Genomic DNA, 26,852 nt, shown 5'->3' with positions numbered 1-26,852 from the left:
CCCTCGCCGGGAACGACACCGAACGGCTCCCGCAGCGCTCGCAGCGCATGGGTCCGCTGGCGAGCCTGCCGGTGTTCTTCGACCTAGCGGGCAAGCGCGTCGTCATGGCCGGGGGCGGCCCGGGCGCGGCATGGAAGGTCGAGCTCCTGGCCTCGGCGGGGGCCCTCGTCGATCTCTATGTCCCGGCGGACGGGATCGATGGCGAGATGGCCGAGCTTCTCGCCGTGCCGCCGGAATCCGGCGTGATCATTCATCACGACCGGCCCTGGGCGACCGATGTCTTCGCCGGAGCGGCGATCGCCGTCGGCGATACCGAGAGCCTCGCCGAGGGCCAGGCTTTCGCCTGCGCCGCGCGGGCGGCCGGCGTGCCGGTCAACGTCGTCGACAAGCCATCCTATTGCGACTTCCGCTTCGGCACGATCGTCAATCGCTCGCCGGTGGTCATCGGTATTTCCACCGACGGCGCCGCACCGATCCTCGGCCAGGTGATCCGCCGCCGCATCGAGACCCTTCTGCCGCCGGCGCTCAGCCAGTGGGCGGCCCTGGCCGCCAGGGTCCGCGGCGCGGTGATGGAGCGGCTCTCGCCGGGCCCGTTGCGCCGTGCCTTCTGGGAGCGCTTCGCCGACAGCGCCTTCACCACCAAACTGCCGGACGCCGCGGCCGAGGCGGCGGCCGGCGGCTTCATCGACGATCTGGCGCGCTCGCCCGAGGCCGGCGGCCGCGTCACCCTGGTCGGGGCGGGCCCCGGCGAAGCCGAACTCCTGACGCTGAAGGCGGTCCGCGCCCTGCAGGCGGCCGATGTGATCCTGTTCGACGACCTCGTCTCCGACGAGATCCTGGAGCTCGCCCGCCGCGAGGCACGGCGCATGCTGGTCGGCAAGCGCGCCGCCCGCGACAGTTGCCGCCAGGAAGATATCAACGCCATGATGGTCAGCTTCGCCAAGGCGGGCAAGCACGTCGTGCGGCTGAAATCCGGCGACGTGTCGGTGTTCGGCCGGGCCGGCGAGGAGCTGGACGAGCTGGCGCGCGAGAACATTCCGGTCGCCATCGTGCCGGGCATCACCGCCGCTTCGGCGCTGGCGGCGAGCTTCGGCGTGTCGCTGACCCATCGCGACCGGGCCCAGCAGCTGCGTTTCGTCACCGGCCATTCCAAGAAGGGCGGCCTGCCGGAGGACCTCGACTGGCATGCGCTGGCCGACGATCACGCCACCACCGTCTTCTACATGGGCGGCCGGATGGCGGCGAAGATCGCCGAGCGGCTGATCCATCACGGCCTGCCGGCCACGACCCCGGTCGCCGTCGCCGCCAATCTGTCGCGCGACGACGAAACCCGCGCCGCCGGCACGCTCGCCGACCTCGGCGCCATCGTCGCCAGGATCGGCGTCGACCGCCCGATCCTGATCGGTGTCGGCCGGGTGTTTGCGGAGCGCGCGCGGTCCGCCACTACCATCGCTCCTGCACGCGGATACGCGATCACCGGAGAGGCACACCGCGCTTGGCATGAGCCTCCCGGCGCCCCCCATGATCTGGAGGCCTTCTTCGACGCCGGTTGATGATCCTGATTGCGAGATTGGACCAAAACCCGCCCGCGGCTCGGCTAGGTATGGTTACTGCCTGGGCGGAAAGGATAAGCCGTGCCCGGAATAAGCCGATCAAGGATTGCAAAGACCAGCCCGCAGATCAGCCAGGCGAGGACAACATCCGAAAGGAAATGTCCGCCGAAGGCGATCCGGTTCAACGATAACGCTCCGGCATAGACAAGCGTCGCTGCTGTCGCAGCCAGCCTTACGGGCTTCGGCGTCACCAGGGCCGCAGCGACGAGCCAGGCTGACGAGGAAGCTTCTCCGCTGACAAACGAACAGTTTCGATCGCACCAATCGCTGATGACCCAGACCGTCTGGTGGACTGCGTCCCCTCCGAAGACATCGACGTTGATGGGTCGGGGTCGGCCCCAGTGCCCCTTCAGGAGGCCGTTCACAAGCAGGCCCGGCCCAAGAGCTAAGCCGGCCAGCAGCCAGATCGGCTTCCGCACCCTTGACCAGGTCAAGGCGCCGTTGATGGTATCGCGGAGTATGCGGAGCAAGATAACGACAATAACCCCGGCCAGTGCCCAACGAGAACTCCTGCGGAGCCATTGCAGTTTCGAATTGCTGGGCGAGGTGAAGCCGTCGCCGGGGCTGAAAAACCAGCGGCTCACGACTAGGTCGAGTCCTGGAAACATCCAGAAGAACATGCTGGCTACCAGAATGGCGATCAGGAACGCGATAATCAGACGGTCCGATTTCGCGCGCGATGAAACGGGGCTGGATGGGGGTGCGCTCATAGCCGCGGCGCATGCGCTGGCTAACTTGCAGAAAACTTGCAGGTTCGACCCCTGCAAGGTGCTCGACGAAGCCGCGGAAATTGAGCAGCGCACGAGCTGGTCGCACTGGCTCGCGTGTGGCGATCCCTCGCCGCCGTGACTCCGGCGGAACAAGCTTTCGCCGCTCCACGAATTTCGAGCGATGTCGCCGGCGATCCCGGGATGATGGCCTGCCGTTCCGATTTGAAGTCGCCCGGCGGGGATGTGCTGCTGGCCTGTTTGAGGCTGCTTCGTTGCCTTCTCGAAGACCGAGCTGGACGTGCATCGACCGTCGTCGCCAGCCAGATGGGCCACGGGGCCATCGGTGCAGGATCTACGCCGCCGCCATGCTCGATCGCCTCGCCCAGAACGCCGACCGCGTTGGATTCCCCGACGACAGCATGCCGCAAGCGCACCTTGGACCCGCATGGAGAGATTGACGGGACAAGCTTTGGGTGACAGGAAAAATTAGAGGCAATCGGCGATCGAGAGCGCGGGGGACACCATCCCGGAAGCCCAGGGAATCCAGGCTCGCAATGTCCGGGCGACCTCCTCGGAATACGCACAGCCCGTCAGCTGAGTGAACGCTTCATGTTGACCAGCCGAGCCGGGTTCTCGAGCCGGGGTTCTGAAGAGGCGTGATGCGAATTCTGGTCGTCGAGAATGATCGGCTGCTTTCCGAGGCCTTGGGGCGGCGGCTTGTCGAGGCCGGTCATGCGGTCGATGTGTTCGCCACTGTCGCGGACGCCGAGGCGGCGTGGAAAATAGCGGCATACGACCTTTGCATCGTGGACGTCATGCTCGACGATGGCGATGGGCGGGCGCTCGTCATGTCTGCCCGCGCCGCCGGCCTGCGGACGCCGACGTTGATGCTGACCGCGCGGGACGAGATTGGGGACCGGGTGGCTGGATTGGATGCGGGGGCTGATGACTATCTCGTCAAGCCGTTCGCGACCGAAGAGCTGCTGGCACGAATAAGGGCACTGCGACGACGCTCGCCGGAAATCACGGCGACCGAGTTGCGGATAGGAAATCTTCTCTACGATCCTCACAGCTCAAGTCTGACGGTGGCTGATCGAGACGTAAGGCTGACCGCTCAGGAACATGCCGCCCTCGACAAGCTGATCCGTGCCGGCGACCGCGTGACTCCGAAGCGAATGCTGGGCGAGCATCTCTATGCCCTTCACCAGGACTGGTCGGACAACGCGGTCGAGACGCTGGTTCATCGGCTGCGCAGGAAGCTTTCGGAGGCCGGGGCGACGGTCGAACTCAAGGCGCTGCGCGGCCTGGGCTACATCCTGTGCGAGACCCGACCATGAGACGGGCCTATCGCCTCGACGTGAGGCTCGCGGTGGTCGTGACGGTGATATCCGTTCTGACCCTGATTGGTGCCGGTACGATCCTGTCCCTGGAGTTCACGCGCGGCCAATTCGCGATTGAAGAACGCGGGCTATCCACTCAAGTCGAGGAATGGGCGGGATTGCTTCGACGCAGTCCTGGCGGCACGATCGTATTTGACCGGCCGGCGGAGCCATCATCAGAGATTGACCCGCCTTATACCGGGCTTCTGTCAGGCACACGGCCAGTCTACGGCTACACCGTCACGGATGCGACAGGGACGGTAGTGGATCGCTCCGACGCCAACGCTCCGGCCGGACGTCCTGGACCGGCAGACCCGGAACCGGTTCTTTCGAGCGGACCGACGCTCGACGGCACCGGACCAGTCCTGATCGCCGAACTTTACGTGCCGGAGTTCGGGGTATGGCTCCGGCTGGCGCGATCGCGCTCGGATGTTACCGCCCTGACCAACACTTTCTTTGCCCAATCTCTCGAAGAGCTGGGGTGGGCGGCGCTGGCAATGCTTGTCGTCATGGTGATCACTGCGGTGAGCATCGTTCGCTTCAGTCTGATGGGGCTTCGGCGAGTCGCCGCGCAGGCCGAACGGATCACCTTTGACAATCTGGGGCATCAGCGGCTTGCCGGCTCATCGGCGCCCGCGGAGGTTCAGCCGTTGATTGCCGCCGTCAACCATGCCTTGGACAGCATAAGGGCCGGTGCCGTTGCTCAACGCGATTTCTCGATCCATGCGGCTCATGAGCTTAGAACGCCGCTTGCCGACCTCAAGCTTCGGCTGGAAGGCCTTGCATCTGCCCCGGACCGGGATGCGGCCATGCAGGACATCGATGCGATGGCTCGTCTGATCGAGCAGCTGCTGCAAATCGCCAGACTGGATGGCAGTTCGGACTTCTCCCTACAATCGCTCCACCTCGGTGAGACAGTCGCCCAGGTCCTGCAGGAGGCGGCACCGCGGCTGGTGTCTGCCGGATGGTCGCTTGAAGCGGACGGCCTGGACTTACCTGTCCGGATAATCGGCGACCCGACGCTGATCGCACTAATCCTGCGGAACCTTTTGGATAACGTCCGTAAACACACGCCGCCCGGTAACACTGTAAGGGTTTCCATCTCCAGCGACGGAACGCTTCTATTCACCGATACGGGCCCAGGCTTGCCACGGGGATTTCCCCGTTCAAGCTTTGCACGTTTCGTTCGGGGCAATGACGACACTCGTTCCGGAAGCGGACTCGGACTTTCGATATGTGAAACGGCCATGCGGCGCATGGGAGGCACCTTCAGTCGAGAGCCCGCGGCGAGCGGCGCAACGTTTGGAATGGCCTTCAATTTGGACCGAAGCTCTGAATCCGGATAAGTCTAGTTGCACCATCGATCGTAAAGTCGCCGACGCCAATCTAAATTGTGCTGTAGTTTATTCTTCTATCGATGCTGACCAGTCGAATTCGACTTGCTTAAGGAATTGGCCTACCCCGAACTTGATCCAGGGGCCATTAGAGCCAGGCCGGTATTGGTCCGCAGCGTCTGTTCTCCCGTGCCTTGAACCAAGACCGCCCCTCATCATCGGAAGCCCGACATGGGCTCCAGCGACATGATCCACCCCCTGGATTGTCAACAATCCGTTTGACAATGACCCGCGGGCGTTTATGCAAGGGGTGACCAAACGGGAGATGACCATGGCTAGACCGTCGACGATCCGGACCGTCGAGGCGCGGACGATCCGTGTTCCGCTGGATTCTCCGACCTCCTTCTCGACCCGCCAGGTCCATCACCGCGACTATGCCGTCACCCGCATCACCACCGACGACGGCGTCCGTGGTATCGGCTTCTGCTATGGCGGCAGCGATGCCGGCAGTCTGGTCACCCGGGGCGTGCGCGAGCTTTTCGCGCCGCTCCTGATCGGCGAGGACGCCACCCGCGTCGAAGGCCTGTGGGACAAGATGTATGCGTCGGGCCTGCTGCAGGGCCGTGCCGGCTCGCTGATGCGCTCGCTGTCGATCCTCGACATCGCCCTGTGGGACCGCAATGCCCGTGCCGTCGCCATGCCGCTGCACCGCTATCTCGGCGGCTATCACGACGAAAGCGTGCCGGCCTATGCGTCGGGCGGCTATTACCTCGACGGCAAGTCGCCCGAGGCGCTGGGCGAGGAACTCGCCGGCTATGTCGCGCTGGGTTTTCAGGCGGTGAAGATGAAGGTCGGCCGGCTCGATCCCGCCGGCGAGGAGGCCCGCATCAAGGCCGCCCGCGAGGCGATCGGCCCCGACGTCCTGCTGATGCTCGACGCCAACAATGCCTGGAGCGACCTGCCGACCTGCCTGCGCTTCATGGATCGCTACGAGCCCTATGACCCCTACTGGATCGAGGAGCCGTTCTCGCCGGACGACATCGCCAACCACGCCCGCCTCGCCCAGAATACGCGCGTGCCTGTCGCCACCGGCGAGATCGAGGCCGGCCGCTGGCGGTTCAAGGAACTGCTCGACCAGGATGCCGCCGCGATCCTGCAGACGGATGCGGCCGTGTGCGGCGGCATCAGCGAATATCGCCGCATCGGTGCGACCGCGGCGAGCTACGGCGTCAAGCTGTGCCCGCACTGGTTCCACGATCTGCACGTCCATCTCGTCGGCTCGGCCGCCAACGGCCAGTTCGTCGAATATTTCCCGGACGATCAGGTGCTGAATTTCCGCCGGCTGATCGACCGCCAGCTCGAGACCAGGGGCGGTCGTCTCATCCTGCCGACCGAGCCGGGCCTCGGCTTCGACTTCGACGACAAGGCCCTCGACGCCTTCGCCCTCGACGACTGGGCGTAAGCACCGTTTTCGCGAGGGAACGACGACAGGGACGACCGCGGGGCCGATGCCGCATTTGGAGGGGGAGAAGACCATGCCAGCCGATGCGATGAGGGGCGTTCTGTCGCCCGTGGTGACACCGTTCGACGCGGAGCTGCGTCCCGATACGGCGGCCTGGCTTGCCCATTGCCGCTGGCTCCTGTCGCAGGAGTGCGGCCTGGCGATCTTCGGCACCAACAGCGAGGCCAACTCGCTGGCCGTCGCCGAACGCCGGTCGCTGCTGGAGGCTGCCTTCGAGGCGGGTCTCGACCCGGCCCGCATGATGCCCGGCACGGCGTCCTCGGCATTTCCCGAGACGGTGGAGCTGACCAAGGCGGCCGTCGCCGGCGGGGCCGCCGGCGTCCTGATGCTGCCGCCCTTCTACTACAAGAATGTCTCCGACGACGGCCTCTTCGCCTATTACAGCGAGGTGATCCAGCGCGTCGGCGATGCTCGGCTGCGGGTCTATCTCTACCATATCCCGCCGGTCGCCCAGGTCCCGATCTCGCTGCCGCTGATCGAGCGGCTGCTGAAGGCCTATCCGGGCACGGTCGCCGGCATCAAGGATTCCTCCGGCGACTGGGAGAACACCCGGGCGATGATCGTGGGCTTCGACGATTTTGCCGTCTTCGCAGGATCGGAGGCCTTCCTGCTGGACACGATGCGGGCCGGCGGCGCCGGCTGCATCAGCGCCACGGCCAACATCAATCCGGCCGCCATTCACGACGTCTATGCCAACTGGCAGGCCGCCGATGCCGACCAGCGCCAGGCGGCGATCACCGACTTCCGCAAGTCCGTCGCCGCCTTCCCGATGATCCCGGCACTGAAGGCGACGATTGGCCTGTCCACCGGCGAACGGGGCTGGGAGCGGGTGCGCCCTCCGCTGACCCCGCTGAGCGACGCCGATCTGGCGTCGCTGTCGCAGATGCTGGACGGCCGTGGCATTGCCATGCGGGGCCGCCGGGACGCAGCCTGATGACCGGCGTCGTCGTTGTCGGGGCCGGCACGATGGGCCGGGCGATCGCCGCGGGCTTTGCGCGCTCGGGAGAGCGGACCCTTCTCGTTTCTAGCGATCCCGCCAGTGCGCGCCCGGCACCGACGGGCGTCGAACTCGTCGGCGCCCTGCCCGAGGAGCCGCCGGCCATGGTCGTGGAGGCGATCCCGGAGGATCTGGCGCTGAAGACCGCCTTCTTCCGGTCGGTGGAGGCGCGCTACGGGCCGGATTCGGTCCCGCTGATGGCCTCGAACACCTCCGGCCTGCCGTTGCAGGACATCGCCGACCGGCTGGCCCGGCCCGATCTGTTCCTCGGCATCCACTGGTTCCACCCCGCCGACGAACTGCCAATGGTGGAAAGCGTGCGCGTCGCCGAGACGGCACCGGCGACGGTCGACACCGCGCTTGCGCTGCTGCGCGCGGCCGGCTGGGACAGCATCGTCGTGCCGCGGCCGGTTCCCGGCGCGGTCGTCAACCGCCTGCAGCACGCGATCCTGCACGAGGCCTATCATCTGATGGCCGAGGGGCTGGCCAGCGTCGAGGACATCGACCGGGCGGCGCGCTGGCTGCTGGGGCCCCGCATGTGCATCGCCGGGCTACTGAAGCAGAAGGATCTCGCCGGCCTCACCGGCCATATCCTGGCCCAGCGCAGCATCGTGCCGGACCTCTGCCACGATGCCGAACCCAATGAAGCAGTTCAGGCCATGCTGGAGCGCGGCGAGACCGGCGCGCTGGCCGGCCGCGGCTTCTACGACTGGGACGGGCGCGACGCCAGGGCGGAGATCGCCGCTGCCGCCGTGCGGCTGCGCCGCCTGATCGCCCATCTGGACGACCCGGCCTGAATCACAGCGCTCAGGTGAAGCGCGTGCGGAACATCTCGATGTAATGGTTCTTCGCCGGTGCGAGATGCGCCCGGCACAGCGCGATCAGCTCGGCGCGATTCTGCGAGCGGATCGCCGCGATCATCTCCCGATGCGCGTTGGCGGCCCACAGCAGATAGCCCCTGTCGTTGACGAAGATCGAGCGATAGGCGTGCGACTTCTGGGCGAAGCTGTTGATCGCCTCGATCAGCGCCGCATTGCCGCAATGGGCAAACAGCGCCTGGTGGAATTCGATGTTCGAGCGGAACACGCCGCGCCGGTCTTCCGCCTCGATCGCCCCGGAATGCCGGTCCTGGATCGCCTCGAGCTCGGCAATCGCGTCATCGGACATCGGCAGCTCGATCAGCGATGCCGCATGGGATTCCAGGAGCTCGCGTACCGCGTTGATGTCCTCGACCTCGGCCTCGCTGTAGAGCCGCACGACCGCGCCGCGATTGCGGACCCGGTTGACCAGGCCGAGCCGCTCCAGTTCGATCAGCGCCTGGCGCACCACGTGGCGCTTGGCCTGGAACCGGCTGGAGATGTCTTCCTCGATCAGCCGCTCACGGGGATGCAGGCGACCGAAGACGATGTCTTCCTCCAGCTGCCCGGCGATCTCCAGCGATGCCTCCTCGCCGCTCTGGCGGCCCGCGGCGGTCGTTGCATAGGCCTCGTCAGCGTTGCCGGGTGCAGCCGTTCTGGACATGGATTGGCAACTCCTGCGATCGATCGGCCTCGCATAACGGGGCCAGAAGGTTTGCTCAACTGACGATGGTGTCAGTCGCGGCTCCCCGCAATGTCCCCCTCCACCGAGGAGACGGTCCTGGCCGCCGCCGGCTTGCGGAACAGCCGGGCCAGCGAGCCGAAGAAGGGCGTTGCCTGCAGGATCGACAGGAAGGCCACGGCCAGCAGGGTCGCCGAGATCGGGTTCTGCAGGAAGATCATCCAGTCGTTGCGCCCGATCAGCATCGATTGCTGCAGCGTCGTGTCGAGGATCGGGCCAAGGATCAGCCCGATCACCAGCGGCGGCGTCGGGATGCGGAACTGGTCGAAAACGTAGCCGACCATGCCGAAGGCGATCATCAGCCCGACGTCGAACACCGAATTGTTGATGGCGAAGGAGCCGATCACCGACAGGACCACGATGATCGGGCCGACGACGCGGTTGGGGATCTTGGTGACAGTGATGCAGGCGCGGGTGAACAGGAGGCCGACGACGAACAGCGCGATATTGGCGAACATCACGGCCCAGAGCAGCGTGTAGGTGACGTCGCCATGCTCGGTCATCAGAGACGGCCCGGGCAGGATGCCGTGCACCATCAGCCCGCCCAGCAGCACCGCCGTGGAGGACGAGCCTGGAATGCCGAGCGAGATGGTCGGTATCAGCGCGCCGCCGACGACGGCGTTGTTGGCCGCTTCCGGCGCCACGATGCCGGCCGGATAGCCGGTGCCGAACTCTGCCTTGTGCCGGGAGAACCGCTTGGCCTCGTTATAGGCGAACCAGGACGCGGTATCGCCGCCGGTGCCCGGGATGAGGCCGACGAAGACGCCGATGAAGCCCGAACGAATGCTGTTGGGCAGCAGCTTGAGGAACTCTGCGCCGGTCGGCAGCATCCGGTCGCGCACGCTGGAGACGCGCTCGTCCTGGTTGGAATTGCCCTGCACGATCAGCCGGATCGCCTGGGGAATGGAAAACAGGCCGATCAGCGCCACGGTGAAATTGACGCCACCGAAGAGGTCCAGCACCCCGAAGGTGAAGCGTGGCGTGCCGGTCGTCGGGTCCATGCCGACGGTGGCGATCAAAAGCCCGATCGCACCGGACATCAGGCCGAGGATCGCCGATCCCTGCGACAGCGAGCCGATAATGGTGATGCCGAGGACGGCGACCGCGAAAATCTCCACCGGGCCGAAATTCAGAACCACCCGGCCGAGCAGCGGCGCGACGGTGAGAAGCACGATCGAGGAGATGACGCCGCCGATCAGCGACGCGGTCAGCGACAGGCCGAGCGCCTTGCCGGCGAGCCCCTTCTGCGCCATCGGATAGCCGTCGAGGACCGTGGCCGCCGCCGCCGGCGTTCCCGGCGTGCGCAGCAGGATCGCCGCGACGGAGCCGCCATACATCGCCGCCAGATACAGCGAGGCGAGCATGGCCAGTCCGGTTTCGGGCCGCATCGAATAGGTCAGCGGCAGCAGGAGCGCGATGGCCATGGTCGCCGACAGGCCGGGCATCGCGCCGACGAACATGCCGATAAGGGCGCCCGCGAAGATCGCCAGCAGATTGACCGGGTCGACCACATTGGCCAGGCCGATCCAGAGGAAGGATTCAGGCATGACGGTCTCCTCAGACGGCCGGGTAGAGGGGGATCGACAGGTTCAGGAAATAGACGAAGACGCCCCAGATGAACCCGGTCACCACGAGCGTGGTCAGCAGCGTCGCAGTCCATCCGATCGGCCGCAGCACGGCCAGTGGTATCAGCAGGAACAGCGGCGTCGCGACGAGGTAGCCGACATGGTTGATGCTCCAGGCATAGAGCACGATCAGTCCCGCAAAGCCTGCCCCGACGGCGATGTCGCGCCATGCGAAGGGCGGAATGAGCACCAGCGTGCCGGCCGCCTTTTCCCGGCGCCATGCCAGAAGCGTCTGCGCAATCGCCGCGAGTGCCAAAAGCAGGACGATCCAGCCCAGAAGGTTCGGCAGGCGGGCGGCCGTTCGGGGATAGGCGGCGGCCTCGCTCCAGAAGAAGAAGACGAGCGCGATGGCCGCGAGCGCAACCAGGATTCGACCCATGAAATGGTCTCCGGACGGAGTCTGTGGCGGGGGCGGCGGGCCGCCGCCCCCGATTGTGTTACTTGGCCTGGACTTCGTCCTTGATGTCGGCCCAGATCTCCCGGTACTCGCCTTCCTGCTTCTTCAGGAACGCGGTGTAGTCGTCACCACCGATGAAATCGATGTTCATCGCCGATGCCTTGGCCTTCTCGAGGAACTCCGGATTCTCGGTCACCCGGCGCAGCGCCTCCACGAACTGCGTGCGGGCTTCTTCCGGGAAACCGCCGGGGCCGCTGTAGCCGCGCGACGAACCGGCGACGAGCTCGTAACCGAGCTCCGTGGCGGTCGGCACGTCCGGCAGCTCCGGCAGGCGCTCTTCGGTGAACACGGCGAGGGCGCGCAGATTGCCCTCCTTCACCTGCGGATAGGCGACGCCGACATTGGTGAAGCTGGCGTCGATCTTGCCGCCCATCGCGGCGGTCCAGGACGGGCCGTCACCCTGGAACGGCACCTTCTGGAGCTGCACGCCGGCCGCCTTCTCGAACATCAGCGAGGTGAAGAAGTCGTCGCCGCCGACGCCGGAATTGCCGACGGTCACGGTGCTCGGATTGTCCTTCGCCGCCTTGACGAAATCCTCGAAGGTCTGGAACGGGCTGTCCTTGGCGACGACCGCGATGCCCGGGTCGGTGACGACGTTGCCCAGCGGCGTGATCTCGTCGACGGTGTAGGTGATCGACGGGTTCATGATGTAGTTCGTCGTCAGCATCGGGGTGTTGGTGATGCTGACCGTGGCGCCGTCCGGCTTGGTCTGCTTGGCGAGCTGTGTCCACGCGATCGCGCCGGTCGCACCGGGGATGTACTGGTTGACGAAATTGACGCCGAGCTCTTCGGCCAGGAACGGCTGGACGAGCTGCGCCAGGGCGTCGGAACCACCGCCGGCCTTGAAGCCCTGCATGACGTTGATCTCGTCGGATGCGGAGTATTTGGCGTCCTGGGCAAAGGCGGGCGCGACGATGGCGGTTGTAACGGCGAGAGCCGCGACAATGGTCATTCTCATGGGTGGATCCTCCCTATTGGATTGACGCACTCCTCCAAGCGCGTTGAGGGACCATATCGACACTTGCGTAGGTGTCAAACATATTGTTGACAATCTTGGCGATCGTCTGTCAGGTCAACCCCGAGCAGCAGGCGTAAAAGGGTAAGGAGCGTATCGCATGTCGGAAGAGAACGGACGGGGGCTGAAGAAGGGACTGACGAGCTACGGCGATGCCGGTTTCTCGCTGTTCCTGCGCAAGGCCTTCATCAAAGGCATGGGCTATTCCGACGACGCGCTCGATCGGCCGATCATCGGCATCGTCGACACGTCCAGCGGCTACAATGCCTGCCATGCCAACGTTCCGGACCTGATCGAGGCGGTGAAGCGTGGCGTCATGCTGGCCGGGGCCCTGCCGGTCCCCTTCCCGACCATCTCGATCCATGAGTCCTTCTCCCATCCGACCTCGATGTATCTGCGCAACCTGATGGCGATGGACACCGAGGAGATGATCCGCGCCCAGCCGATGGACGCGGTCGTTCTGATCGGCGGCTGCGACAAGACCGTGCCGGCCCAGCTGATGGGCGCGGCCAGCGCCAAGGTCCCCGCCATCCAGCTCGTCACCGGGCCAATGCTGACCGGCAGCCATCGCGGCGAGAAGGTCGGCGCCTGCACCGATTGCCGCCGCTTCTGGGCCCGCCACCGCGCCGGCGAGGTCGACGCGGAGGAGATCTCCGACGTCAATTCGCAGCTCGTGCCGGGTGCCGGCACCTGCGGCGTGATGGGCACCGCTTCGACCATGGCCCTCGTCGTCGAGGCGCTCGGCATGATGGCACCGGGCGGCGCGACGCCGCCTGCGGTCTCCGCCGACCGTCGCCGCATCGCCGAAACCACCGGCGCGCTGGCCGTGCAGATGGCCGCCAGCAACCTGACGCCCGACAAGATCATGACCACCAAGGCGTTCGAGAACGCCCTGACGGTGCTGCTCGCCACCGGCGGCTCGACCAACGGTATCGTGCATCTGGCCGCCATGGCCGGCCGCCTCGGCCTGACCCTCGATCTCGACGCCTTCGACCGGATCGGTCGCAAGGTGCCGGTGCTGGTCGACCTGAAGCCGTCCGGCCAGCATTACATGCAGGACCTGCACGCCGCCGGCGGCCTGACGACCATCCTGCGCGAGCTGAAGGACCTCCTGCATCTCGACTGCCTGACGGTCACCGGGCGCACGCTCGGCGAAGAGATCGATGCCGCGCCCGCCGGCTGGCAGCAGGCGATCGTCGCGCCGGTCTCCGCACCGCTCTATCCGGAGGGCGGCATGGCGGTCGTCCGCGGCAATCTGGCGCCGGGCGGCGCCATCGTAAAGCAGTCCGCCGCTTCCCCGGCACTGATGAGCCACACTGGCCGGGCGGTGGTGTTCTCCTCCATCGCCGACATGGCCGAGCGGGTCGACGATCCCGATCTCCACGTGACCGCCGAGGACATCCTCGTCCTCCAGAATGCCGGGCCGAAGGGCGCGCCGGGCATGCCGGAAGCCGGTTACATGCCGATCCCGCGGAAGCTCGCCGCTGCCGGCGTGAAGGACATGGTCCGCATTTCCGACGCCCGCATGAGCGGCACGGCGTCCGGCACCATCGTCCTGCACGTGACGCCGGAAAGCGCCGAGGGCGGTCCGCTGGGCCTGGTGCGCACCGGCGACCGGATCACCCTCGACGTACCGAACCGCGCGATCTCGCTGGATGTCGGCGAGGCCGAGCTGGCCGAGCGGCGCAAGAGCTTCGTCGCTCCGGTCCATGCCGGGTCCGACCGCGGCTACAAGCGGCTGTTCCTGGAAACGGTGACCCAGGCCGACAAGGGCTGCGACTTCGACTTCCTCGTCCCGCCCGCCAGCGGCAGCGTGCCGGAAACCCGGGGATGAGCCAGCGCTACGATTATCGCGCGCTGATCGGCTACGCCCATGACGCCCTTGCCGCCAGCGGGCTGGATGCCGGTCACGCCGAGATCGTCGCGGAGACGCTCGTCGAAGGCGATCTCCTCGGCCATTCGACCCACGGCCTCGCGCTCCTGCCGCGCTATCTCAGGGAGCTTGAGGCCGGGCACATGACCAAGGCGGGCGAGCCCACGATCGTTCGCGATCATGGCGCGTCGGCAGCCTGGGGCGGCAATTATCTGCCGGGCCCGGTGCTGGTGCGCCGGGCGCTCGCCCTGTGTACGGACAGGGCCCGCGACGCCGGCGTCGCCACCGTGGCGATCGGCCAGAGCCACCACGTCGCCTGCCTCGCCGCCTATCTGAAGGCGGTGACCGACGAAGGGATGGCAGCGATCATCGCCTCGTCCTCGCCGGCCACCGCCTCGGTGGCGCCCTTCGGCGCCGTCGAGGGCATTTATTCGCCCAACCCCATCGCGGCGGGCTGGCCGACGGGCGGCGATCCGGTGCTGGTCGACATTTCCGCCTCGATCACAACCAACAGCCTCGTCAGCGAACGCGTCGAAGAAGGCCGGAGGCTCCCCGGCGCCTGGATGATCGGCCCCGACGGCACAGCCAGCGACGATCCGGCACTTCTGACAGCCAGGCCCGCCGGCGCGCTGCTGCCGCTCGGCGGCACCGAATACGGCCACAAGGGCTTCGCCCTCGGCCTGATCGTCGAGATGCTGACGGCAGGGCTGGCCGGCCATGGCCGGGCCGACGCGCCCGACCAATGGGGCGCCTCGGTCTTCGTGATGGTCGTCGATCCTGAGCACCATGGTGGCCGCGCCGCCTTCGAGCGGCAGACGGGCTTCATGGCCGGGGCGGCACGGGGCGCAAAGGTTCCCGATGGCGCGTCCGCCGTGCGCCTGCCGGGCGAACGGGCGCTGCGCCTGCGCCGCCAGCAGATGGCGGACGGGGTCGTGCTGTCGGACGAGCTTCTGGCGCGGTTGCGCAAGGCACTGCCGGACCGTCCGCTCGACGCCAGCCGATAGGGCCGAGAGATACGAGACATCAGGGAGAACACGATGACGGATCAGACCGGCAGCCGGGTGGCCGCGGGCGGCCCCACCGGCGTCGCCGAGGCGCGGCGCGTGGAACGGCTCCCGCGCAGACTTCGCAACATCTTCAACATCGGCGAGTTCGAGCCGGCGGCGCGAAAACGGCTGCCGCGCGGCGTTTTCTCCTACATTTCGGGATCGGTCGAGACCGGCGCCGCCTTCCGGGCAAACCGCAGCGACTTCGAGGACATCCGCCTCGTCCCGCGCATTCTCGCCGGCCTTGCGGTCCGCGACCAGAGCCGCACCCTGTTCGGCAAGACCTGGAAACACCCCTTCGGCATCTCGCCCATGGGGCTCAGCGCCCTCACCGCCTATGACGGCGACATCGTCCTCACCCGCAGCGCCCATGAATGCGGCATTCCGGCGGTGCTCAGCGCCACCTCGCTGATCAGCCTCGAGCGTGTCGCGAAGGAAGGCCATGCGCGCTGGTTCCAGGCCTATCTGCCCGGCGACGACGCGCGGGTCACCGGCATGGTCGATCGCCTCACTGCCGCCAATTACGACACGCTGGTTATCACCGCCGACGTGCCGGTGGCCGGCAACCGCGAGGATTCCAAACGCGACCGCTTCGGCGCGCCGATGAAGCCCAGCCTCGATCTCGCCCTGCAGGGTGTGGTGCGGCCGGGCTGGGTGATGGGCACCATGGCCCGCACCCTGATGAACCACGGCATGCCGCATTTCGAAAATGCCGATGTCGAGCGCGGCCCGGCGATCATCTCCAAGAACGTCGTGCGCTCCTTCGGCGGGCGCGGCACCTTCTCCTGGCGCCACGCGGCAATCGCGCGCGAACGCTGGAAGGGCAGACTGGTGATCAAGGGAGTGCTGTCGCCGCAGGATGCGCGCCGGGCCCGCGAACTGGGCGCCGACGGCATCATAGTCTCCAACCATGGCGGCCGGCAGCTCGACTATGCGGTGTCGGCGATCGCGGCGCTGCCAGCAGTGAAGGCTGAGGCCGGCGACATGGCCGTCATGCTCGACGGCGGCGTGCGGCGCGGCTCCGACGTCCTGAAGGCGATCGCGCTGGGCGCAGAATTCGTCTTTGTCGGGCGGCCGTTCCTGTTCGCCGCGGCCGTGGCGGGCGACGACGGCGTCAAGCATGCCGTCTCGCTGCTCGCGGCCGAGATCGACCGCGACATGGCGATGATCGGGGCGCCATCGCTCGATGCGATCACGCCGGACATCCTCGCCGAAAACGCACTGGCGCGCCGCTGAGGCCGCGCCAGACGCGTCGGTCTCAGTCCATCAGATGCGGATAGCGGCTGCGGAACTCGGCCCGCATCCGGCGCGCTTCGCGCAGGCTGCCGGTGGCGCCGCGCAGATAGTCGATCATGCGGGAGTAGCTCCTGGGAGCGCGTGCGTCGATCGTCATGTCTCTTCCTCGCCGAGCGAATTGCCGTCCCATTGAATTACGCCGGCACGGCCGTCCCGGTTAGGGCCTCTGGCGAATAGCTCCCATGCGGAAGCGGCAGACAGGCCAGTATCCCGAAGAATTGCGACAACGAAAAGGGCCGGTCAGACCGGCCCTTTTCGTTGCATGTGGTGTGAGGCGACGCTGCGCTACTTGTAGAAGAAATCCACCAGCGACAGCGACACGGCCGGCACGTAGGTCACCAGAAGCAGGACCACCAGCAGTACCCCGATGAAGGGCAGGTTCGTCCGCGTCGTGCGCCAGATGTCGGTACGGGCGATCGAACAGGCCGTGACCAGCACGCTGGCGACCGGCGGAGTCTGCTGGCCGAGCGCGATGTTCAGCGTCAGCAGGATGCCGAACTGCACCGGATCGATGCCGATCTGATGGACCAGCGGCATGAAGATCGGCACCGTCAGGATGATCGCTGCCGCCCCGTGCAGAACCATGCCGACGAACAGCAGGAAGACGTTGATGATCATCAGGACGAGGAACTTGTCCGTCGTCAGCGTGGTGATGCTCGCCGCCAGCCGCTGCGGCATCTCGGTCTCGGTCAGATAGAGGCCGAGCACCGCCGAACTGGCCACCAGCAGCATCACGACGGCGGTCTGGATCACCCCGTCGGTCAGCGCATGGTAGAACAGGCGGATGTCGATCTCGCGATAGACGAAGCCGCCGATCAGCAGCGCCGCGATGACCGCGAGACCCGCACCCTCGGTGGCGGTGACGAAGCCACCGAAGATGCCGCCGAGAATGATCACCGGCAGGATCAGCGCCCAGCCGGCGTCCTTGGCCGCCGTCCAGAGCCGGGTCAGGCTGAAGGCCTCCTCACGCGGCAGGTCGTAGCGCACCGCGAAATAGTAGCACAGCGCCATCATGCCGAAGCCGCCGAGCAGGCCCGGCACGATGCCGGCCACGAAGAGCTGCACGATCGAGGTGTCGGACAGGGCGCCGTAGAGGATCATCGGGATCGACGGCGGGATGATGATCGCCAGCGATGCCGATGACGAGGTGATTGCCGCGGCCATGCGGGGCGAATAGCCCTTCTTCTTCATCGCCGGAATCAGCACCGAACCGATCGCCGCGACATCCGCCACGGCCGAGCCGGAGATCTCGGCGAAGAACAGCGACACGCCGACATTCACCATGGCGAGGCCGCCGCGCATGAAGCCGATCAGCGCCGAAACGAAATTGATCAGCCGGCGGGAGATGCCGCCGGTGTTCATCAGCGCGCCGGCGAGGATGAACAGCGGAATGGCGATCAGCGGGAAGCTCGTGGCCCCGTCGAACACCGACAGCGCCGCGTTCAGGAAGCCGAGATGGCCGTTGAGGATGTAGACGCCCACCAGCGCGCTGGCGAGGATCGCGACGGCGATCGGCAGGCCGATGGCGATCATCACGAACAGGGACAGAAGGATCAACGCCTCGGTCATTTGGATTCTCCAGCGCGCGAAGCTTCGAGTTCGGCCTGGGCGCGAGCGATTTCGGCGGCGATCTCACGCTCCTCGGGATCGAGCCCGATCTTGGCGTCCTCGTAGCGTTCGGGCAGCGTCAGGAGACGCGCCAGGATCACCAGGCCTGCACTCACCGGCAGGATGCTCTGCACGAAGCTGCGGGAGACGAAGCGCACCGAGATCAGCGTCTCGTTGCCGAAGATGTCGAGAATGGCCCAGCCGGCCCAGCCGATGACGGCGAAGGTCGCCAGGAAAATGATCTCCACGCCGGAGAACAGCAGCAGGCGGCCTTTCGGCGGCAGGGAATACAGCAGGCCGCTGAAGCTCAGATGCGCGTTGCGCATGGTCGCGAGCGCGGCGCCGGTAAAGGTGATCCAGGCCAGGAGCACCGAGGCGACCTCGTCGTACCAGATCAGCGAATTGCCGGAATAGCGGTAGCCGACGCCGAGCAGCACCACGAGAGCGAGGACGACGAGCAGGAAGATCGTCACGGCCTGAAGTGAGACGTCAAGCCAGCGGGCGAGCCGGGACATGGGTGGGTTCCCCCGATGAAGAGTTCTTGTGGGCAGGGCCCGGACCGGTCGGCAGGGAGAGGCGTTGCCCCTCCCCGCCGGTCATGGAATGCGATCGATCAGTCGGCGAGCGACATCGCCTTGTCGATCATCTCCTGACCGCCATCGACTTCCGCGGCGAACTTTTCATAAAGCGGCTTGGAGGCGTCGACGAAGGCCTGGCGGTCGGCCTGGTTGACCTTCATGCCGGACTCCTCGAGCTCCTTCAGCAGCTTGTCGTCATCGGCCGCGCCCTGCTCGCGGGCCCACAGCGCCACTTCCTCAGCGGTGGTCGTCAGGACCTCCTGGATTTCCGGGTCGAGCTTCTCGAAGGCGGCGACGCCGACGGTCGGATAGGCCGGCGAATAAACGTGGCCGGACATCGACAGATATTCCTGCACCTCGTTCAGCTTGCCTGCCGAGATGTTGGTCAGCGGGTTCTCCTGGCCGTCGATGACGCCGGTCTGCAGCGCGACGAAGACTTCCGAGAACGACATCGGCGTCGGGTTGGCGCCGTAGGTCTTGAACATCTCGACGCGCCAGGACGAGTTCGGCGTGCGGATCTTCAGGCCTTGCAGATCGGCCGGGGTGTTGATCGGACGTTCGTTGTTGGTGATCTGGCGGAAGCCGTTCTCCCAGATGGCGAGCGGGCGATAGCCCTGCTCCTCGGCGGCCGGAACCAGCACGTCGCGGAACAGCGTCTCGTCGATGCGCGCCAGATGATCGCGGTCCTTCACCATGAAGGGCAGGTCGAACAGCGCGTATTCGGCGGCGATCTCCGGCATGGTCGAGGATGGCAGGGTCATGTGCATGGTGCCCAGCTTGATCTTCTGGAGCATGTCCTTGTCCTTGCCGAGCTGCGAGGAGTCGAACACCTTCACCACGGCCGTGTCGCCGAGCTTCTCGTTGGCGCGGCGCGCGAACTCGCTGGCGGTGCGCTCCTGCAGCGAACCGTTGGCGGCGCTCAAGCCGAAGATGATTTCTTCCTGCGCCTGGGCGAAGCCGCTGGCAGCCAGAAGTGCGGCGGCGGCAACGGCCGATTTCAGCGTGAAGTGGATCATGTGGGTCCTCCCGTCAGATCGTTTGGATTGGATGGTGGCTGGTGTCTGCGCGACGCGACCTTGGCGGTCGTCTTGGATGTATTGGAGGGGAACTGGCCCCTCAGGCGGCGGCCCGGGGTCCCTGCAGCCCCTTGGCGAACAGTGCCGACAGCGGCGTTTCCGGCGGCGGCAGGATGTCCCCCTCGGCAGCCTTTCGGGCCGCCAGCATCAGGCCGAGTTCGATCGCCTTCTGCCCGGCACCCGGATTGGCGATGCCCTGTCCGGCGATGTCGAAGGCCGTCCCATGGGCCGGCGTGACGATCGGGAACGGATAGCCGGCGATCAGCGTGACGCCGCGATCGAAGCCGATCAGCTTCATGGCGATCTGGCCCTGGTCGTGGAACATGGTCAGGACGGCGTCGAACTCGCCCTTCATGGCGCGCACGAAGACCGTGTCGGACGGCACAGGGCCGGTGACGGCCATCTGGTGGGCCTGGGCGCGCTGCACGGCGGGCAGGATGATCGCGTCGTCCTCGGTGCCGAAATTGCCGCCGTCGCCGGCATGCGGGTTGAGCGCGGCGACGCCGATGCGCGGCCGCTCGTAACCGGCGCCCTGCATCGTCTCGATGGTCAGCCGCAGGCTCTCGAAGACGCGATCCTCGGTGATCGTCTCGGCGACCTTCGACAGCGGGATATGCGAGGTGCAGCGGGCGTTCCAGACCTCGTCGAGGACGTTGAACTCGCTGCCGTTCTTGGTGACCTCGATGGTCCGGTTCACGAAGCCGATCTCGTCGACATAATCGCTCTCCGACAGGCGCATCGAGTGCTTGTTGAAGGGCGTGAAGAACACCGCGTCGGCATAGCCGTTCTTGGCCGCCAGAAGCGCGCAGCGGAAATTCGCCAGCGCCGATGCGCCACCCTCCGGGCTCGAGACGCCCAGCGTGATCGCCGCCGGATCGCAGTTCTTGAGATCGACGAAGCAGCTGTGCTGCGGCCGCCCGGTGCCGAGTTCCTCGGCCGTGACCGTCGGCAGATCCAGCGTGACGCCGGCATGGGCGGCGCCCATGTCGAGCACCCGGCGGTCGCCGATCACCAGAAGGGTCGCCGTCTGCGCCACGGGATCGGCGAGAAGCCGCGCGGCCAGCTCCGGGCTGATTCCGGCCGGATCACCAATGGCAAAGGCCAGGACTTGGGACTGGGGCATGCTGTTTCCTCACCGGTTCCGCATATCGCATTTTGCATACGATATTTTTCTTTGCCCCCACAAGCCCCCTTTTTGCTATAATCTCCCCGACGACCCGAGCGATGCAGGAAGGCGAACCAGATGGATGCGGCAGAGACGGCGACGCTGGACGCGCCCCTGATCCAGCGGCAGACCCTGCATGAGCAGGTCGCCGGGCGGATCCGCGACATGATCATCGAGGGGCATCTCCCGCCGGATTCGCGAATCAACGAGGCGGCCCTCGTCCAGAGCCTCGGTGTCTCACGCACGCCCCTGCGCGAGGCGCTGCGCACCCTCGCCGGCGAAGGACTGATCGACATTCGCCCGTCCCGCGGCAGCGTTGTGCGGCGCCTGTCGCCCGAGGACGTCGCCTCGATGCTGGAAGTGCTGGCCGAGCTCGAGAAGCTGGCGGGCCGCCTGTGCTGCGAACGCGCCACCGACGACGAGCTTGCCGAATTGCTGGCCGTGCACGACGCCATGATCGGCTATTACGAGAAGCGCGAGCGCCTGCCCTATTACAAGATGAACCAGGCGATCCACTCCGGCATCGCCCGGCTGTCGCGCAACAACATGCTCATCGACGTGCAAGGCACCATCCAGGCCCGGCTGAAACGCATCCGATTTCTCGGCAACCAGGGACCGGAGGCCTGGGCCAAGGCGGTCGCCGAGCATGAGGAGATGGCCGTGGCCCTGCGGAACCGCGACGGCGAGCGGCTCGGCGAGGTTCTCGCCCGACATCTGCAGAAGACCTGGGACCGCGTGAAGACCGTCGTCTAACGTCGAGACGACATCGAGCTGTCGGGGCTGGATGCCTGCGAACAATCGGGCCGCGCCGCTCCGCGACGAACCGTCCCGACCCCGCGGCTCATCCGGCACCAAGCGGCGCGTAAGCGGCCGCGTCCGACACGGCAGACCCGCCGGCCATTGTCGCGGACCCTCCCAGACTAGTAAGGTCGCATGATCTTGGCGCCCGTCTTGCCGGGCTCCCGCAACCGGATCGCCGACGGCGTCCGGGTTCGACAGAGGCAGCATCCACCCCATGACGACAGACGCGTCCGTTTCCGACCGGCCCGGCGAGGCCGTGAGCTTGCCATGGCTGCTGGCCGAGACCACCATCATCCAGGCGCTCGGCACCGCCGCAGTGCTGACCGTGCCGGCCCTTGCCCCCGCCGTCGCACTCACCCTCGGCGTGCCGTCGAGCTTCGTCGGCTATCAGGTCGGGCTGGTCTATCTGGCAGCGATGCTGTCCTCGCTGGTCGGCGGCGCGGTCGTGTCCCGCTGGGGCCCCTGCCGCACCGGCCAGACCGCGATGGCGCTGACGGCGGCGGGCTGCCTTCTCGCCAGCATACCCCATCTTGCCGGCATGATCGCCGGATCGCTGGCCATCGGCCTTTCCTACGGACTGATCAACCCGTCCGCCTCCGATCTCCTGCAGCGCCATTCGCCGGCGCATCGGCGCAATCTCTTCTTCTCCATCAAGCAGACCGGCGTCCCGATCGGCGGCATCATGGCCGGGCTCATCGGCGCGCCGATGGCGGTGGCGTTCGGATGGGGCGCCGTGCTGTGGGCCGTGGCCGCGACCTGCATCGTGCTGATGCTGGCCCTAGAGCGCGGCCGCGCCCGTCTCGATGCCCATGCAAACCCGGCAACCCGGCTGCTGCGCTCGGCCGGCCTCGGCCTGACGACCATCCGCTCCGACCGCTCGTTGCTCATTCTGGCCGCGGCCTCCTTCTGCTTTTCCGCCATCCAGCTCTGCCTCGTCGCCTTCCTCGTCGTGCTGCTGGTGGAGGAATTGCACATGGGCCTCATCGAGGCCGGCATGGTTCTGGCCGCCGTCCAGGTCATGGGCGCCGTCGGCCGCCTGCTGTGGGGCCATGTCGCCGATCGCATCCACAGCGGTCTCGCCGTCCTCACCGGCCTCGCCGTACTGATGGCCGTGGTCTCGACCACGATCCTCTTCGTCTCGCCGCAATGGCCGCTCGCCGCCGTGATCGCAGCCTTCATGCTGCTCGGCCTCACCGGCGTCGGCTGGAACGGCGTCTATCTCTCCGAAGTCGCGCGCCTCAGCCCCCTGCGCGCCGTCGGCTCGGTCACCGGCACCGCCATGTTCGTCACCTTCGCCGGCGTGCTGGTAGGACCGACCCTGTTCTCCTCGGTGCACAATCATGTCGGCAGCTATATCGGCAGCTACGGCGTTCTCACCGGCCTGGCCATCATCGGCGGCTGTCTCGCCGCCGCCACCTGGCGGCGCGATCGCCGCAAGACCGGCGCCGCAGATCCCAGACCGGCGTGAACCGTCGGCTCAGACCGGCGATCGTAGCCGGCAGAGAGCTGCCGGGCGCATGTCGCCACACCGACAGCCTGAGCAGAAAGGCGTCTGACGAGCCATGACACGGCTTCTGACGATCATCGCCCGCAATGGCCGCTGGATGCTGGTGGCCGGCCTTGTTGGTGGCGTGCTGCTTCCCGGGCTCGCGTCGCTCATGCGGGCCGGCCTGTTTCCGCTGATCGCCGCGATCCTCTTCGTCTCGGTCCTGCGGGTGGATCCCGCCCAGATCGCGCGGTCCTTCACCCATATGCGGCGCGACGTGCCGCTGGTCCTGTTCCTGCAGCTCGCGCTGCCCCTCGCCGTCGCTGCGATCCTCCACCTCGGCGGTGTCAGCGGCCCGCTTGCCAGCGTCGTCATCCTCACCCTGGCCGCAGCGCCGATCACCGGGGGCGCGGGCCTCGCCGCCCTCACCGGGCTCGATGGCATGACCGCGCTGCGACTGCTGGTCTGGGGCACGCTCCTCCTGCCGCTCACCTCGATGCTGCCCCTGCAGATCGTCTTTCCCGGCGCGGCGATCTCGCCGCTGGAGCCGGCTTTGCGCCTTCTCGGCGTCATCGCGCTGGCCGGTGGCCTTGCGGTCGTCGTGCGGCAGATCTGGCGCCCCGGACCACAATCGGACGCCATCGTGATGCTGGATGCCGTCAGCGCACTTCTGCTCGCCGCTCTCGTGCTTGGGCTGATGGATGCGATCCAGCCGATGCTGCTGCGCGATCCGCTGCAAGTCACCGAGATGCTCGCGGCCGCCTTCGCACTGAATTTCGGGCTGCAGATCGCGGCCAACACCGCCATGCGCCGTGCCGGCAGTGATCCGGCGGTCGGCGGCGCCGTCGCGCTGATGGCCGGCAACCGCAATCTGGCACTGTTCCTGATTGCCCTGCCCCCTGCGTCTTTGGAGGCCATGATGGTCTTCGTCGGCTGCTACCAGATCCCGATGTTCCTGACGCCCCTCCTCATGCGCGGCTATTATGGCCGGGCAGTCAGGCATTGAACGGGGAACCGGAGCCGTGCTGAGGGTGTAGAAAACATCCGTAGCGCACACATGCGGAACCTCCTCCGCGGCTCGCCCTCATGATCGTGCGACTGCATCTTCGAACCCGCGGCGGTGTTAGAGCGTCGGACGCTTAATCAGACGCATATCCCGCGGCCTTGAGGTAGTTCCAGCACTCTTCTGGTTCAAAGAGGCCGCAGATATCGCCGATGGCCTTCCAGAGATCGTCGAATGTCCTGGCGGCAGCCTTGCGCAGATGTGCCTTCAGCTTTGAGAACGCCATCTCGATCGGGTTCAGATCCGGCGAATAGGGTGGCAGGAATAGGAACCAGGCGCCTCTTCGTCGAAGGCACTCGGCCGCCCGCTGACTTTTGTGGACAGCAAGATTGTCGAGAATGACGATGTCGCCTTTGCGCAGCGTCGGCGCGAGCTGGGTCTCGATGTAGGTGTCGAAGGCGGATCGGTTGAGCGGCCGGTCGATGACCCAGGGTGCGGTTAGTTCGTGGCAGCGCAGGCCGGCAATGAAGGTCTGGGTGCCCCAGTGGCCGAAGGGTGCGTCGGCGCGCAGTCTCCGGCCGCGCCGGCTACGGCCGCGCAGCCGGGCCATCTTGGTCGTCACCGACGTCTCGTCGATGAACACCAGACGCTGCGGCGCCAATCGCATCCGGGGCTGGCGCTTGGTCTTCCAGACCCGGCGCTCCTCACGCACGTTGGCGCGTGCGCATTCCGACGCCATCAGGCATTTTTTTATATGTGAAGCCGCGCCGGCACAGAAAGCGCGACAGCACCGCCGGGGCGGCGGTCACGCTGTGCGCCTCCGTCAGCAGCGCGGCCAGTTCCGGCATGGTGATGTCGGGCTTGGCTTCGACGACGCCGATCAGAAAGGCCTCAAACACCTCCAGCTTTCCGCTACCGCGAGGGCGGCCTTGCTTCTGCGGTGCGATCGATCCTGACCGGACTCGCCGCTGGTCCAGCTTGATCGCAAAGCTCTCGCTAACGCCAAAATGGCGAGCCGCCGCCCGACGAGACTGCCCTTTGTCGATGAAGCCGGCGACCCGTTCACGCAGATCAATCGAATAGCTTTTGCTCATGATCCACCTCCAACACGAGGGAATCACGGTGAAGGCTTAAAGGGAAGCGAACCGGGGATTCTGGGATTCAGTCCGACGCTCTAGCCGCGCTACAGGCGCAGCGCTCGCCCGAGAGATCGCAGTCACAAAGAAGAGCCGGCAACCGAGAGCGAGCGCCTATAGCTTCGACCGTTCACTCGCGCCGGGCCGGCAACGTCGTCGCCAATTGCACGACGGCACGGGGTACGAGGAGGCATCGACGTCACCTCATCTCAAGCCACCGGACGCTCATCGGCGGTCCCGCGTGAGACCAGACGCCTGAAACATACCCCCGAACGCAAAAAGCCCCTCGGCTGGGGGGCGCGAGGGGCTTTGTGTGGTGCGGTGTGAAGAAGGGTCTCTTGTAGCAACTTGCGATTTGCAGACCTGGCGGCGACCGACTTTCCCGCGTCTTGAGACGAAGTATCATGGGCGCTGGGGCGTTTCACGGCCGAGTTCGGAATGGGATCGGGTGCGGCCGCCCCGCTAGAACCACCAGGTCGGCAAATGGCAAGTTGGAAGCTGGTCTTGAGAGGGCATTGTGTTTGTGTTGCGCACCCTTTTGGGGGTGGGCATTGACGAATGAGAATGATCAAGCCGATCGAGCGATTAGTACCGGTAAGCTTCATGCGTTGCCGCACGTCCACACCCGGCCTATCAACGTGGTGGTCTACCACGGCTCTGATAGGGAGAACTCGTTTTCAGGTGGGTTTCCCGCTTAGATGCCTTCAGCGGTTATCCCGACCGTACATAGCTACCCTGCACTGCGGCTGGCGCCACAACAGGTCCACCAGAGGTACGTCCAACCCGGTCCTCTCGTACTAGGGTCAGATCCTGTCAATTCTCCTGCACCCACGGCAGATAGGGACCGAACTGTCTCACGACGTTCTGAACCCAGCTCACGTACCGCTTTAATTGGCGAACAGCCAAACCCTTGGGACCTGCTCCAGCCCCAGGATGCGATGAGCCGACATCGAGGTGCCAAACAACCCCGTCGATATGGACTCTTGGGGGTCATCAGCCTGTTATCCCCGGCGTACCTTTTATCCGTTGAGCGATGGCCCTTCCACGCGGGACCACCGGATCACTATGACCGACTTTCGTCTCTGCTCGACTTGTCTGTCTCGCAGTCAGGCGGGCTTATGCCATTGCACTCGACGACCGATTTCCGACCGGTCTGAGCCCACCATCGCGCGCCTCCGTTACTCTTTAGGAGGCGACCGCCCCAGTCAAACTACCCACCATACACTGTCCCGGATCCGGATAACGGACCGCGGTTAGACATCCATGACGATAAGGGTGGTATTTCAAGGATGGCTCCACGCGAGCTGGCGCCCACGCTTCAAAGCCTACCACCTATCCTACACATGCCGACACGAATGCCAGTGTAAAGCTATAGTAAAGGTGCACGGGGTCTTTCCGTCTGACCGCAGGAACCCCGCATCTTCACGGGGAATTCAATTTCACTGAGTCTATGTTGGAGACAGCGGGGAAGTCGTTACGCCATTCGTGCAGGTCGGAACTTACCCGACAAGGAATTTCGCTACCTTAGGACCG

22 protein-coding genes, 2 rRNA genes and 1 pseudogene (1 of these 25 only partly in view) are annotated in these 26,852 nt (G+C 66.1%); 12 read left to right on the top strand and 13 right to left on the bottom strand.

All coding sequences use genetic code 11. From position 1 onward, the window contains the following. Positions 1 to 47: 47 nt before the first annotated feature. The gene (gene cysG / locus SI859A1_RS01990; protein ID WP_009208198.1) at positions 48 to 1,553 is read left to right on the top strand and encodes a siroheme synthase CysG; all 1,506 of its coding nucleotides are present in this window, start codon (positions 48 to 50) and stop codon (positions 1,551 to 1,553) included. 44 nt (positions 1,554 to 1,597) lie between these two features. On the opposite strand, the gene SI859A1_RS20670 is transcribed toward cysG, so the two are convergent. Further along, entirely contained in the window at positions 1,598 to 2,656 is a 1,059-nt protein-coding gene (locus tag SI859A1_RS20670) for a phosphatase PAP2 family protein (RefSeq protein WP_161600100.1), read from the bottom strand. A 326-nt stretch (positions 2,657 to 2,982) separates the two neighbouring features. On the opposite strand from SI859A1_RS20670, the gene SI859A1_RS01980 reads away from it, so the two are divergent. The 5 genes from SI859A1_RS01980 to SI859A1_RS01960 all read left to right on the top strand — a co-directional run bounded on the left by SI859A1_RS01980 (position 2,983) and on the right by SI859A1_RS01960 (position 8,352). Further along, positions 2,983 to 3,660, top strand: coding sequence for a response regulator (locus SI859A1_RS01980; RefSeq protein WP_040325023.1), 678 nt, complete (start codon positions 2,983 to 2,985; stop codon positions 3,658 to 3,660). After that, positions 3,657 to 5,048: a sensor histidine kinase gene (locus SI859A1_RS01975; RefSeq protein WP_009208196.1), complete on the top strand. Its 1,392-nt coding sequence runs from the start codon at positions 3,657 to 3,659 to the stop codon at positions 5,046 to 5,048. The genes SI859A1_RS01980 and SI859A1_RS01975 overlap by 4 nt, the downstream gene beginning before the upstream one ends. Before the next feature lie 319 nt (positions 5,049 to 5,367). Next, positions 5,368 to 6,498 carry a mandelate racemase/muconate lactonizing enzyme family protein gene (locus tag SI859A1_RS01970; protein ID WP_040326163.1) on the top strand — a complete coding sequence of 377 codons (1,131 nt, stop codon included), beginning with the start codon at positions 5,368 to 5,370 and terminating at the stop codon, positions 6,496 to 6,498. A 73-nt stretch (positions 6,499 to 6,571) separates the two neighbouring features. Next, the gene (locus SI859A1_RS01965; protein ID WP_009208194.1) at positions 6,572 to 7,492 is read left to right on the top strand and encodes a dihydrodipicolinate synthase family protein; all 921 of its coding nucleotides are present in this window, start codon (positions 6,572 to 6,574) and stop codon (positions 7,490 to 7,492) included. Beyond that, positions 7,492 to 8,352 carry a 3-hydroxyacyl-CoA dehydrogenase family protein gene (locus tag SI859A1_RS01960; protein WP_009208193.1) on the top strand — a complete coding sequence of 287 codons (861 nt, stop codon included), beginning with the start codon at positions 7,492 to 7,494 and terminating at the stop codon, positions 8,350 to 8,352. Before SI859A1_RS01965 ends, SI859A1_RS01960 begins: the two co-directional genes overlap by 1 nt. Positions 8,353 to 8,362: 10 nt before the next feature. Here SI859A1_RS01960 and SI859A1_RS01955 read toward each other — a convergent pair whose 3' ends face one another. From SI859A1_RS01955 to SI859A1_RS01940, 4 genes are all read right to left on the bottom strand, one after another. Then, complete coding sequence (locus tag SI859A1_RS01955) at positions 8,363 to 9,076, bottom strand: GntR family transcriptional regulator (RefSeq protein WP_009208192.1); 714 nt, start codon at positions 9,074 to 9,076, stop codon at positions 8,363 to 8,365. A 71-nt stretch (positions 9,077 to 9,147) separates the two neighbouring features. Further along, on the bottom strand, positions 9,148 to 10,701 hold the full coding sequence (locus SI859A1_RS01950; protein ID WP_009208191.1) for a tripartite tricarboxylate transporter permease: 1,554 nt from the start codon (positions 10,699 to 10,701) through the stop codon (positions 9,148 to 9,150). A 10-nt stretch (positions 10,702 to 10,711) separates the two neighbouring features. Continuing rightward, positions 10,712 to 11,158, bottom strand: coding sequence for a tripartite tricarboxylate transporter TctB family protein (locus tag SI859A1_RS20120; RefSeq protein WP_050767404.1), 447 nt, complete (start codon positions 11,156 to 11,158; stop codon positions 10,712 to 10,714). A 58-nt stretch (positions 11,159 to 11,216) separates the two neighbouring features. Beyond that, positions 11,217 to 12,194: a tripartite tricarboxylate transporter substrate binding protein gene (locus tag SI859A1_RS01940; RefSeq protein ID WP_040325021.1), complete on the bottom strand. Its 978-nt coding sequence runs from the start codon at positions 12,192 to 12,194 to the stop codon at positions 11,217 to 11,219. 157 nt (positions 12,195 to 12,351) lie between these two features. Here SI859A1_RS01940 and SI859A1_RS01935 point away from each other — a divergent pair, with 157 nt between their 5' ends. From SI859A1_RS01935 to SI859A1_RS01925, 3 genes are read left to right on the top strand one after another with little or no spacing between them, the layout of a single operon-like run. Further along, positions 12,352 to 14,085, top strand: coding sequence for an IlvD/Edd family dehydratase (locus SI859A1_RS01935; RefSeq protein WP_009208189.1), 1,734 nt, complete (start codon positions 12,352 to 12,354; stop codon positions 14,083 to 14,085). Continuing rightward, positions 14,082 to 15,128, top strand: coding sequence for an Ldh family oxidoreductase (locus tag SI859A1_RS01930; RefSeq protein WP_009208188.1), 1,047 nt, complete (start codon positions 14,082 to 14,084; stop codon positions 15,126 to 15,128). Before SI859A1_RS01935 ends, SI859A1_RS01930 begins: the two co-directional genes overlap by 4 nt. Positions 15,129 to 15,161: 33 nt before the next feature. Next, positions 15,162 to 16,406 (top strand): alpha-hydroxy acid oxidase, encoded by a 1,245-nt coding sequence (locus SI859A1_RS01925; RefSeq protein ID WP_009208187.1) that lies wholly within the window; start codon positions 15,162 to 15,164, stop codon positions 16,404 to 16,406. A 22-nt stretch (positions 16,407 to 16,428) separates the two neighbouring features. On the opposite strand, the gene SI859A1_RS22245 is transcribed toward SI859A1_RS01925, so the two are convergent. The 5 genes from SI859A1_RS22245 to SI859A1_RS01905 form a co-directional block, all read right to left on the bottom strand. After that, positions 16,429 to 16,563, bottom strand: a complete 135-nt coding sequence (locus tag SI859A1_RS22245) for a hypothetical protein (protein WP_276324885.1) — start codon at positions 16,561 to 16,563, stop codon at positions 16,429 to 16,431. 188 nt (positions 16,564 to 16,751) lie between these two features. Continuing rightward, the gene (locus SI859A1_RS01920; protein ID WP_009208186.1) at positions 16,752 to 18,035 is read right to left on the bottom strand and encodes a TRAP transporter large permease; all 1,284 of its coding nucleotides are present in this window, start codon (positions 18,033 to 18,035) and stop codon (positions 16,752 to 16,754) included. Next, complete coding sequence (locus SI859A1_RS01915) at positions 18,032 to 18,589, bottom strand: TRAP transporter small permease (RefSeq protein ID WP_009208185.1); 558 nt, start codon at positions 18,587 to 18,589, stop codon at positions 18,032 to 18,034. The genes SI859A1_RS01920 and SI859A1_RS01915 overlap by 4 nt, the downstream gene beginning before the upstream one ends. A gap of 98 nt (positions 18,590 to 18,687) precedes the next feature. Next, positions 18,688 to 19,668 carry a TRAP transporter substrate-binding protein gene (locus tag SI859A1_RS01910; RefSeq protein ID WP_009208184.1) on the bottom strand — a complete coding sequence of 327 codons (981 nt, stop codon included), beginning with the start codon at positions 19,666 to 19,668 and terminating at the stop codon, positions 18,688 to 18,690. A gap of 100 nt (positions 19,669 to 19,768) precedes the next feature. Beyond that, entirely contained in the window at positions 19,769 to 20,851 is a 1,083-nt protein-coding gene (locus SI859A1_RS01905; protein ID WP_009208183.1) for a 4-hydroxythreonine-4-phosphate dehydrogenase PdxA, read from the bottom strand. 120 nt (positions 20,852 to 20,971) lie between these two features. On the opposite strand from SI859A1_RS01905, the gene SI859A1_RS01900 reads away from it, so the two are divergent. The 3 genes from SI859A1_RS01900 (at position 20,972) to SI859A1_RS01890 (ending at position 24,186) form a co-directional block, all read left to right on the top strand. Next, entirely contained in the window at positions 20,972 to 21,646 is a 675-nt protein-coding gene (locus SI859A1_RS01900) for a GntR family transcriptional regulator (protein WP_009208182.1), read from the top strand. Between the two features lie 262 nt (positions 21,647 to 21,908). Further along, entirely contained in the window at positions 21,909 to 23,162 is a 1,254-nt protein-coding gene (locus SI859A1_RS01895; protein WP_009208181.1) for an MFS transporter, read from the top strand. A gap of 94 nt (positions 23,163 to 23,256) precedes the next feature. Further along, the gene (locus tag SI859A1_RS01890; protein ID WP_009208180.1) at positions 23,257 to 24,186 is read left to right on the top strand and encodes a GumC domain-containing protein; all 930 of its coding nucleotides are present in this window, start codon (positions 23,257 to 23,259) and stop codon (positions 24,184 to 24,186) included. 133 nt (positions 24,187 to 24,319) lie between these two features. Here the strand turns inward: SI859A1_RS01890 and SI859A1_RS20665 are convergent. From SI859A1_RS20665 to SI859A1_RS01870, 3 genes and pseudogenes are all read right to left on the bottom strand, one after another. Then, positions 24,320 to 25,277: pseudogene (locus SI859A1_RS20665) on the bottom strand (IS630 family transposase). A gap of 403 nt (positions 25,278 to 25,680) precedes the next feature. Then, positions 25,681 to 25,795: ribosomal RNA gene (rrf, locus tag SI859A1_RS01875) — 5S ribosomal RNA — on the bottom strand. An 88-nt stretch (positions 25,796 to 25,883) separates the two neighbouring features. Continuing rightward, a 23S ribosomal RNA gene (locus SI859A1_RS01870) occupies positions 25,884 to 26,852 on the bottom strand; it runs 1,853 nt beyond the window's last position.

Source organism: Aurantimonas manganoxydans SI85-9A1, from assembly GCF_000153465.1.
In the GTDB taxonomy this organism is placed as follows: Bacteria; Pseudomonadota; Alphaproteobacteria; order Rhizobiales; family Rhizobiaceae; genus Aurantimonas; species Aurantimonas manganoxydans.
Note: the sequence above shows the minus strand (reverse complement) of the source record. Positions and strands in the feature narration are given on the sequence as shown.